The following is a 9833-nucleotide window of genomic DNA, read 5'->3' as shown; positions in this document are numbered from 1 at the left end:
ATAGCAAAGTACTCGCTATCTTCGTAATTCCGAGTTAGCACTCAAATTTTCCCGACCTATGTCACACTCTCTCTTTTATTCCGGATAAACGTGTTCCATAAGTCAAAATTCTCTGTCTAACTTCGAATTACTCATAGCAAAGTACTCGCTATCTTCGTAATTTCGAGTTAGCACTCAAATTTTACCGACCTATGTCACACTCTCTTTTTGGACGCAATCATGATCAACGCATCATTTTTTAAGCTTTTGCTAACGCGTTCTTTAAATCTGCCACTAAATCGCTGGCTTCTTCAATTCCAACTGACAACCGAATCAATTCGTTCGTAATTCCATTTTTTAGCCGGATCTCTTCCGGAATTGAACCATGTGTCATGATCGCTGGAACCTCTACTAAGCTTTCAACTGAACCCAGACTTTCCGCCAGTGTAATCAATGACAAATTTTCAATGAATTTTTTAACAGATAAGCCTTGCTTAAGTTCAAATGAAAGCATTCCACCAAACCCATTCATCTGCCGTTTGACAATCTCATATCCCGGTGCCTCCGGATCACTAGGATAATAGATTTTCCCAATTCTGTCATCTGAACGCAAGAAAGAAAAAATCTCCTGTGTATTATGTTCATGCGCCTTCATTCTAACAGCCAAGGTCTTAATTCCACGTTGCAATAACCAGCTATCCTGCGGTCCTAGAATACCACCAATTGCATTTTGCAAATAACCAATCTTTTCCCCAAGTTGTTCGTTTTTAGTAACTACCAAACCAGCAACCAAATCGCTATGACCCCCTAAATATTTTGAGGCACTATGTACCACAATATCAGCACCCAGATCCAATGGTCGTTGAATATATGGTGTCGCAAAAGTATTATCTACAATTGTTAATAATTCATTTTCGTGTGCCAGTTTGGCTAAAGCTGCGATGTCAGAGATCCGCATTAACGGGTTAGTTGGGGTTTCAAGATAAATTGCCTTGGTATTTACTTTAACAGCCGCTTTGACAGCCGCCAAATCGCGGGTATCAACCGTCGTAAATTCTAGCCCCAGCCTTTTAAGAACACTATTGATCAACCGGAATGTCCCACCATATACATCGTTGCCAACAATAATGTGATCTCCTGTCGAAAAGAGCGTAAAAACGGTATGAATTGCAGCAGATCCTGAAGCAAAGGCAAATCCGGCGGCCCCATTTTCCAAATCGCGAATCAGCTTTTCAACTGCTTCACGTGTCGGATTCCCTGTTCTGGAGTATTCATACCGTGGACTGCCACCTAGTTCTTGTTGTGCGTAAGTAGATGTCTGATAGATGGGAACATTAACCGCACCCGTTGCTTGATCTTGACTGATACCTGCATGAATTAACTTTGTATTGAATTTCATTTTAATTTCTCCTTTTTCTCTTTAGTCGTATATTTTTTGACTGAGGTAGCGTTCACTACTGTCTGGAAAAACAGTCACGATGTTACTGTGCGGTGGCAAAACTTCTGCCAACTTTAAACTGGCGGCTAAAGCTGCCCCGCTTGAACTGCCAATCAGAAGGCCTTGTTCTTTAGCACTTCTTTTAACCCACGAAAAGGCCGCTTGGTCACTAATTGTAAAGATATGATCAACATTTTTTTTATCTAGAAAAGGAGGAATAAACTCAACCCCGATTCCTTCGGTCCGATGGGCATGTTGTGGCCCGCCATTTAAAATAGAGCCTTCCGGTTCGACAATCGCAGTTTGAATAGCTGGGGATAATTCTTTAAAGTAACGTGCCATCCCAACAAAAGTTCCTCCGCTGCCAACTCCTGCAGCAAAGCCATCAATTTGCAGCTGATTTGCGGCCATCTCACGCGCAATCTCAGGAGCAATACTATGATAATATGCATCTGGATTATCCAAGTTTTTAAATTGCATTGGTACATAACTATCAGGGGTTGCTGCCGCTAACTCTGCTACTTTTTTAATCGCACCAACAATTCCGTCTTCACTAGGTGTGTGCACTAATTGTGCACCAAGTGCTTTCATTAGGGTTTGTTTTTCTTGACTGAATTTTTCAGGAACTACTAGGATTGTTTTCAGATCATAATAACTGGCTGCAAGCGCCACCCCGATCCCTGTATTTCCGGCCGTGGGTTCGATCACGGTCATTCCTTTATGCAGTTTGTGTTCCTTGAAAGCTTGCTCGATCAGATAAAAACCCAAACGATCCTTGATACTTCCACCTGGATTATTCATTTCAAGCTTGGCAAAAATTCTTGATCCATGCGGAACTTTTATTTCTAGTTCAAGTAAGGGTGTCTTTCCGATCAGTTCTTTTACTGAATGGTATATCATTTCCATTTCCTCCTTAAAGTAACAAGAAAAAGGGCGCGAATCTGAAATAGATTCGCGCCCTGTGCGTAAAAGGTTTGTTAATGGCAGTTTTTAACTTTTGAAGTCTCTTCTAAAATGACTCCAACTCAAAACGGCCGCATCCTTTACACCAACACGCGGAATGCGACAGCTACAGCAGTTATTTGTCATTTTATTAAAAGTAAAAGCAACCATTACAAATACCTCTCTTCTTATTACTTTGAATCTTACTACCTAGTTTCATAAAAAGCAAGTTCTATTTTAAAATATCCTTTATTCAAGAAAATCTTTTAATTGTTTTGAACGTGATGGGTGTCGCAGTTTACGCAAAGCCTTTGCCTCAATTTGACGAATTCTTTCACGTGTAACCCCGAAGACTTTTCCGACCTCTTCTAATGTTCTAGTTCGGCCATCATCAAGTCCAAAGCGCAGCCGCAACACATTTTCTTCCCGATCGGTTAAAGTGTCTAAGACACTCTCAAGCTGTTCTTTCAACAGCTCATAAGCAGCATGATCGGCAGGACTGGTTGCATCCCGATCTTCAATAAAGTCGCCTAAATGCGAGTCATCTTCTTCACCAATTGGTGTCTCAAGTGAAACCGGTTCTTGGGCAATCTTTAAAATCTCACGCACCTTATCTGTCGGCATATCCATCTCGGCACCGATTTCTTCCGGCACGGGTTCTCGTCCAAGATCCTGCAGCATTTGTCGTTGAATCCTAATTAATTTATTGATCGTTTCAACCATGTGCACCGGAATACGGATAGTCCTAGCCTGATCAGCAATCGCACGTGTAATTGCCTGTCTGATCCACCAAGTAGCATAAGTTGAAAACTTGAAACCTTTACGATAATCAAATTTTTCAACAGCTTTCATCAAGCCCATGTTGCCTTCTTGAATCAAATCCAAAAAAGACATCCCACGACCAACGTACCGTTTTGCAATTGAAACAACCAAGCGCAAGTTAGCTTCTGCTAACCGCTGTTTAGCCTCTTCATCGCCTTTTTCAATTCTCAAAGCCAAAGCAACTTCTTCATCAGCAGTCAGTAAATTAACACGCCCAATCTCTTTTAGATACATCCGGACTGGATCATTAATCTTGACTCCTGCTGGAGCAGATACATCACGATCATTAGAAGCTTTTTTAGCCTCAGAAGTCGCTGCCTTTAAACTAGCAGCACTTGGTTCACCCTTTTCATCTACAACCGAAATGCCAGCATCTTCTACAGCTTGAACTAATTCATCCATCTGCTTTGCCTCTAATTCGAAAGGAACGACCATTTTCTTAGTTAAATCATTATAATTGATTTGTTTTTTTGGCTTATAATCTCTAATCAAGCTGCGTAATGCTTTAACATAAGCAGGATTTTTGGTGCCCTTGTTTAAACTTTCTTTTGCCATGGGATGGCCTCCTTATAATGATGCTGATTTTTCTGACTGCTGTTGGCGCAACAGCTCAATTAATCCAATTGTCAGTTTTGTTACAAGTTCCTCGTTATTCATTCTTTTCGCATCCGCCAACTGTTGCTTCACATCCTTAATGCGTTGTTCCAGCGGAGATTGCTGCATAATCACTCTCACGCAGTCAGAAAACTCCTCTTCGTTTTCTTCCCCAGAATAATTTTCAAGCTCTAACCCTATCAGCAGCTGCCTGAGTCCTTCATCATCCAAAAAATCTAAGAAGCGTGCAGTCTCATATTCAGGATACACATTAAAGTAACCTTCCGCAATCGTATACAGTTCTTGATAACCATCATGTACAAATGCATAGCTTGGCAGTTGCCTCAACTTCAACCGAATATTTGCACTGTGCAACAAACGATACAATAGCAAACGTTCTGCTTTTTCTACCCGTTCATATTTTTTGGGGGATGCATTACCGGCAACTGGACGGCTTGCTTGTGCCGGTTTCACTAGTGCTTTACTATTACCGCTTTTGCGCATAAAATCGTTTAACTGCGCAGCTAAACTGTCCTTATCAACTCCAAAGCGCTTCGCTAATTGATTAAGGTATAAGTCTCGCTCAATTGGTGAAGTAACCCCTGCTAATTGCTTCAAAACATCAGCAATATAAGCAAGTTGGTCATCCTCATTGGCTAGATTGCGCCCTTGTTCATAGTAATGCAAGTAAAAGGCAAGTCCAGTCTCATGTGTGTTCTGTGCAAGTTCCTTAAAAGCAGCTTCACCATACTTACGAACATACTCATCAGGATCAAGCGCCTCAGGCATCCGGATTACACCAAGTGTCATTTTAGTAAGCGGTTCTAGTAACGAGAGTGCGCGCGCAGTTGCGGTCTGCCCAGGAGAATCTCCATCATAACACAAGTACATTTTGGACGTTGTCCTTTCCAACAAATAAATTTGTTCATTTGTTAGACTTGTCCCCATGGAAGCTACTCCATTTTTGATCCCCGCGCGATAGGCTGCCAGCACATCCATAAAACCTTCGAATAAAATTACAAATTGTTTCTGCCTGATTTCTGTTTTAGCTTTGTCAAAATTAAATAAGACTTTGCGTTTGTTGAAAATCGCGGTTTCTGGGCTATTAAGATACTTGGGCTGTTTCTGATTCTGCGCTAGCAAACGTCCAGAAAAAGCAACGGTTTTGCCTTGCATATCTCTAATTGGAAATAATACTCTTCCCCGAAAGCGCCCCCGCAGATCGCCCGTCGCTGTTTCACTAAAAAGGCCAGATTTGCGCAGCAGTTCCTGCTTGACCTTCTTCTCCTGAAAAAAGGGTAACAGAAGTTCTTTTTGCGGTGCAAAACCGAGCTTGAATTCCGTAATCATGTCATCACTAAGGCCACGTTTGTGCAAGTATTGGAGCGCCTCTTCACCCATCGCTGTATTAATAAGAATGTGGTGAAAAAGTTCTGTTGCATCAGCATAAAGCTGCTTTAACTGCGTTGTTTCCGAGGATTCACTGTCAACTGCACCATTTTGTGACTGTAACACATCCGCATCAAGCTGAATATTCCCGAGCTCTGCAACCCGCAACACCGCATCGGGAAAACTCAGATTTTCAATCTCCATGATGAATTTAAAAACATTTCCACCACGGTGACAGGAAAAACAGTGAAAAATTTGCTTTTGTTCAGTAACAGAAAAAGAAGGTGTCTTTTCTTCGTGAAACGGACATAAACCAAAAAAATTCTTCCCTGATTTGCTCAGTTGAACATATTGGCTTACGATATCAACAATATTGACACCTGTTCTGACTTTTTCAATTACCTCTTCAGGTATTCTGCGGCTCAAAAGATCACCCCGCTTAATTTCCAAAAATGTTTCAAGGACATAAAAGCCGCACAGCTAGTGCGACTTTCAAAAATACAATCATTATTAATTATACAATATCACCTAGGAAAAGCAAACAATTGCTTTGGGAGAAACTGATTTAACGCTCTACTTGACGTTCAGCTTAGTTAGATCGCCGAATGGTGCGGTCAGATCAGCAATTTTAACTAACTGTGCTAAGCGATTATTACGTACCGCTTCATCCTTTGCCATCACCATAGTTTCTTCAAAGTACTCCGCAATCACAGGCTGCAAGGTTTTCAATAAGCCATAGCGTTCCTCACTTGTTTTTCCTTTGCTGTCTGCAGCCACACTCTCTACCGCAGCGTATAGTTTGGTTTCTGAATCATTTTCAAATAACTTTTTATTGATAATTTTCAAATTAGCAGGTGAAACTTTTTTTGCCAAACGTAAAACACGTGTTAAAGCTTCGATTGTCTCTTTAAAATCAACCTCGACCTTATGCTTTTGCAGCACTGCTGCCGCTGCCATAATCGCGACAAACGAATTTTTTGTAAGGGCTGTGACAGTCTCGACAACGTCATAATCGAATTGCTCACTGCTTAAAAGCTTCTTAATCCGTTCAACAATAAATACCTCGACTTCTGCTTTATTATTTTGCGGGGCGATCTTCGCGTATAAGCTAGGAGCCTCCTCATAGTTACGGGTCACAAGCGCCGTTAGATCAACAGCAGAAAGCTGCCATTTGCGTGCTAACAAAATTCTAACAATCCCTGTTGCTTGCCGTCTTAGTGCATAAGGATCATTTGAACCTGTTGGTACCATTCCAGCAGCAAAGAAGTCCATAATACTATCTAATTTATCCGCTAATGCCAAAACTGCACCGACAACTGTTTGTGGTAACTCACCCTCTGCAGAAATCGGCAGGTAATGTTCCCGAATTGCCGTTGCAACAGCTGGTTTCTCTCCTTGGAGCAATGCATACTTTTCACCCATGACTCCTTGGAGTTCAGAAAACTCACCAACCATGCCTGTTACCAGATCAAATTTATAGATCTGAGCTGCCCGTAAAAGAGCAGTATTTTCGGTCGGAGATAATCCTAAAATTTTACCAAGTTTCTGTGCCAACAAATGAACCCGCGCCATTTTTTCAGAGACTGTGCCGATTTTATCATGCAGCATTACTCTTTTAAGGCGTTCCACAAACTCTGCAATTGTATGTTTCTGATCTTCATGGTAAAAGAATGCCGCATCCTCTAAACGAGCAGTCAGCACCTTTTCATTTCCAGCAACCACTTTTTCAAGATATTCGCGATTACCGTTACGCACTGATACAAAGTTAGGCAGTAACTTGTCATTTTGATCCAAAACATAAAAGAAACGTTGGTGATCTTTCATCGAAGTAATAAGAACCTCGTCTGGAATTTCTAAGTATTTAGCAGCAAAATGTCCTGCAAAAACAGTTGGATATTCCACTAAGTTGTTAACTTCCTCTAATAGTTCAGGCTCAATGACAATTTTCCAAGCATTTTTTTGCGCCAGTTCTGTGAGCTGCTGTGTAATCATTTGTTTGCGCTGTGCAGCATCTGCAATTACATACTCCGCTTCTAGAGCCTGCGGATAAGCAGCCGCATTTTCTAAACTGACTGTTTTCCCAAGAAAGCGATGTCCCTGTGAAAGCCGATCCGTCTTAACATCCAGAATCTGAAATGGCACAACTGTGTCATCCAGTAATGCAACTAGCCAGCGTAATGGTCTGACATACTTAAAATCATTATTTCCCCACCGCATCATTGTTGGGAAGGTCATTGACGCAACCACTTGCTGAAGCCCTTGGAGGACTGTTGCGGCACTTTTTCCGGGAATGAATTTTTTCACGTAGGCATATTCGGTCCCCTTAAGCTCTTTAAAAAAGATTTGCTCTGGTGAACTTTTTTGTCCTCGTGAAAATCCAATTGCAGCTTTCGACCAATTACCATCCTTATCCAAAGCAATCTTTTTAGCCGGACCTTTGGCTTCTTCTTCAAGATCAGCTTGCTTGTCTGCCAAGTTCTCAATCTTGACCGCCAAACGCCGTGGAGTTGAAAAAGAAACAAGTTTGCCAAAGGGGAGCCGCTCTTCTTTTAAAAACGCAGCTACTCGTTGGACAAGCTGTGCTGCACTTGGTGTGACTACATGTGCTGGAATTTCTTCCAAACCAATTTCAAGCAAAAATGTATGACTCATCCTCATTTATCCTCCTTCAGCAATGCTGCCCGCACTTTTTCATCTTTGATTAACGGGAAACCTAATTTCTTTCTTTCTGCCACAAAAGCCTTGGCAATGGACTTCGCTAGATTGCGAATGCGTGCTAAGTAACCTGCTCTTTCTGTCACTGAAACAGCACCGCGTGCATCAAGCAAGTTAAATGTATGACTACATTTTAGTACATAGTCGTAAGCCGGATGAACTAAGCCATTTTTAATCTGTTTTTTGGCTTCCGTCTCAAAAGTATCAAAAAGTTTAAACAGCATTTCCTGATTACTTTCTTCAAATGAATATTTGGAATGTTCATATTCCGGTTCACCAAAGATATCACCATATTTAACTCCATCAGCCCACTCAAGTTCAAAGACTGAATTAACATTTTGAATATAAGACGAAAGTCGTTCAAGACCATATGTAACTTCGGCCGCAACGGGACGCACTTCCAGCCCCCCAACTTGTTGGAAATATGTGAATTGGGTTATTTCCATGCCATCAAGCCAAACTTCCCAACCAACACCGGCGCATCCCATTGAAGGATTTTCCCAATTATCCTCAACAAACCGAATGTCATGTTCTTTGGGATCAATGCCTAATGCACGCAGACTGTCGAGATACAACTCCTGAATATTTTCTGGTGATGGTTTCATAATTACTTGGAACTGATGATGTTGATACAGACGATTAGGGTTTTCACCATATCGCCCGTCAGCAGGACGCCGTGATGGTTCCACATACGCTGCACTCCATGGTTCTGGTCCAATTGCACGCAAGAATGTATATGGACTCATCGTCCCTGCCCCTTTTTCAGTATCATATGACTGCATCAGCATACAGCCTTGTTTTGCCCAAAATTGCTGCAGAGTTAAAATAATGTCCTGCAAAGTCATTTTTTTAGCCATGTTACCCCTCCTCAAATTTTGATCGCAGCGATCTTAAAAAGCTGGAAGCATAAAAAAACCTATGCAACCACATTTAAGGTCACATAGGGACGATTCGATCTAATCGCGGTTCCACCCTACTTCTAGCACTAAAGCTAGCAACTTAATTAATTACGGCTCCAAAAACGCCAACAATAAAACAACCTACCCGCTTGCACCAATCCGAGTTCGCTATTCAAGTCATTGTATTGCCCTTTTTTATCATTGCCTTCATATTCAAAGACTAGGATAGTTGACAAACAACTATTTGTCAATCCCTGGACGCAACTTCAAAATATTTTGATTTTGCTTTAACATCTCATCCAAAAAGTGTTTAGGCTTCAAGCTGACCCCAACATCATTGTTATAAATTTGATCTAGCGTATCACGCAGCTTCACCTTAGTTTCTTCCTTAAGATTAATCGAACGCAAGCGTAAAAGATCCACGCGGGCTAAGAAGCGCATAAAATAAACCGTCCGCTGATCCAAATGCATCCGATTACGATCAACTGACCAGTGCTGCTGACAAAGCAAGCCCCCGTAACTCTCTGAAAAATCGAATGTGCCGCTTTGACGACCGCAGATGACACACCCTTTTAGATTCGGTTTAACGCCAAAGTTCTCAAGCAACTGAAGTTCAACAATATTGGTCACAATTCCAGCATCAAGTCCATGATCAATTGCAGCTAAAGCCGCCACAATCCGCGGATACCAAATTCCAAGTGGGCGTGCATCTCCAAAGGCTGCAGCCACTAATCCTAGAATATAGGTTGCATAAGCATTCAATAAAATATCTTGGCAAATCTGCTGGTACTGCGCAACATCTTTAACCGCATCAATAAAAGACAAGCCGTCGTCGTTAATTGTTCCCGTGTAAGAAGCAGTGGTAAAGGGCAAAATAGCTGCCCCCAGCTTGAAACCACGTTTACGCGCCCCACGGACAAAAAACATTTTAAAGCCATAGTGGTCAGTTAAGATCTTAACCAGCATATCCCGTTCGCGATAATCGCGCCTGAACATGACAATTCCTTCAAATTCAGCCATTCTAGTCGTTCCCAAGCTGACCACCTCCCGTCATG

The 9833-nt window shown here is 41.8% G+C and carries 7 protein-coding genes; all 7 read right to left on the bottom strand.

Annotation, left to right across the window (positions count from 1 at the left end; all coding sequences use genetic code 11):
- Window positions 1–238 precede the first annotated feature (238 nt).
- The 7 genes from FD50_RS03450 to recO all read right to left on the bottom strand — a co-directional run bounded on the left by FD50_RS03450 (window position 239) and on the right by recO (window position 9813).
- Window positions 239–1378, bottom strand: coding sequence for a trans-sulfuration enzyme family protein (locus tag FD50_RS03450; protein ID WP_056960280.1), 1140 nt, complete (start codon window positions 1376–1378; stop codon window positions 239–241).
- A gap of 21 nt (window positions 1379–1399) precedes the next feature.
- A complete protein-coding gene (locus FD50_RS03445; protein WP_056960278.1) occupies window positions 1400–2317 on the bottom strand; it encodes a PLP-dependent cysteine synthase family protein in 918 nt (305 codons plus the stop codon).
- A 291-nt stretch (window positions 2318–2608) separates the two neighbouring features.
- Window positions 2609–3736, bottom strand: coding sequence for an RNA polymerase sigma factor RpoD (gene rpoD / locus FD50_RS03440; RefSeq protein WP_056960276.1), 1128 nt, complete (start codon window positions 3734–3736; stop codon window positions 2609–2611).
- A 12-nt stretch (window positions 3737–3748) separates the two neighbouring features.
- Entirely contained in the window at window positions 3749–5590 is a 1842-nt protein-coding gene (dnaG, locus tag FD50_RS03435) for a DNA primase (RefSeq protein ID WP_056960274.1), read from the bottom strand.
- A 147-nt stretch (window positions 5591–5737) separates the two neighbouring features.
- Window positions 5738–7816: a glycine--tRNA ligase subunit beta gene (gene glyS / locus FD50_RS03430; RefSeq protein ID WP_056960272.1), complete on the bottom strand. Its 2079-nt coding sequence runs from the start codon at window positions 7814–7816 to the stop codon at window positions 5738–5740.
- 2 nt (window positions 7817–7818) lie between these two features.
- Window positions 7819–8736 carry a glycine--tRNA ligase subunit alpha gene (gene glyQ, locus FD50_RS03425; RefSeq protein WP_056960270.1) on the bottom strand — a complete coding sequence of 306 codons (918 nt, stop codon included), beginning with the start codon at window positions 8734–8736 and terminating at the stop codon, window positions 7819–7821.
- Window positions 8737–9018: 282 nt separating this feature from the next.
- Window positions 9019–9813 (bottom strand): DNA repair protein RecO, encoded by a 795-nt coding sequence (gene recO, locus FD50_RS03420; RefSeq protein ID WP_082610412.1) that lies wholly within the window; start codon window positions 9811–9813, stop codon window positions 9019–9021.
- Window positions 9814–9833 lie beyond the last annotated feature (20 nt).

The sequence above is a fragment of the Liquorilactobacillus satsumensis DSM 16230 = JCM 12392 genome (assembly GCF_001435195.1).
Classification (GTDB): Bacteria; Bacillota; Bacilli; order Lactobacillales; family Lactobacillaceae; genus Liquorilactobacillus; species Liquorilactobacillus satsumensis.
The sequence above is the reverse complement of the archived record's forward strand: the minus strand, read 5'-3'. Positions and strand labels throughout refer to the sequence as shown.

Excerpts from the sequence above, each read along its gene's own strand:
- FD50_RS03450 (WP_056960280.1), bottom strand. The coding sequence starts at position 1,378 with ATGAAATTCAATACAAAGTTAATTCATGCAGGTATCAGTCAAGATCAA.
- FD50_RS03445 (WP_056960278.1), bottom strand. The coding sequence starts at position 2,317 with ATGATATACCATTCAGTAAAAGAACTGATCGGAAAGACACCCTTACTT.
- glyS (WP_056960272.1), bottom strand. The coding sequence starts at position 7,816 with ATGAGTCATACATTTTTGCTTGAAATTGGTTTGGAAGAAATTCCAGCA.
- glyQ (WP_056960270.1), bottom strand. The coding sequence starts at position 8,736 with ATGGCTAAAAAAATGACTTTGCAGGACATTATTTTAACTCTGCAGCAA.
- rpoD (WP_056960276.1), bottom strand. The coding sequence starts at position 3,736 with ATGGCAAAAGAAAGTTTAAACAAGGGCACCAAAAATCCTGCTTATGTT.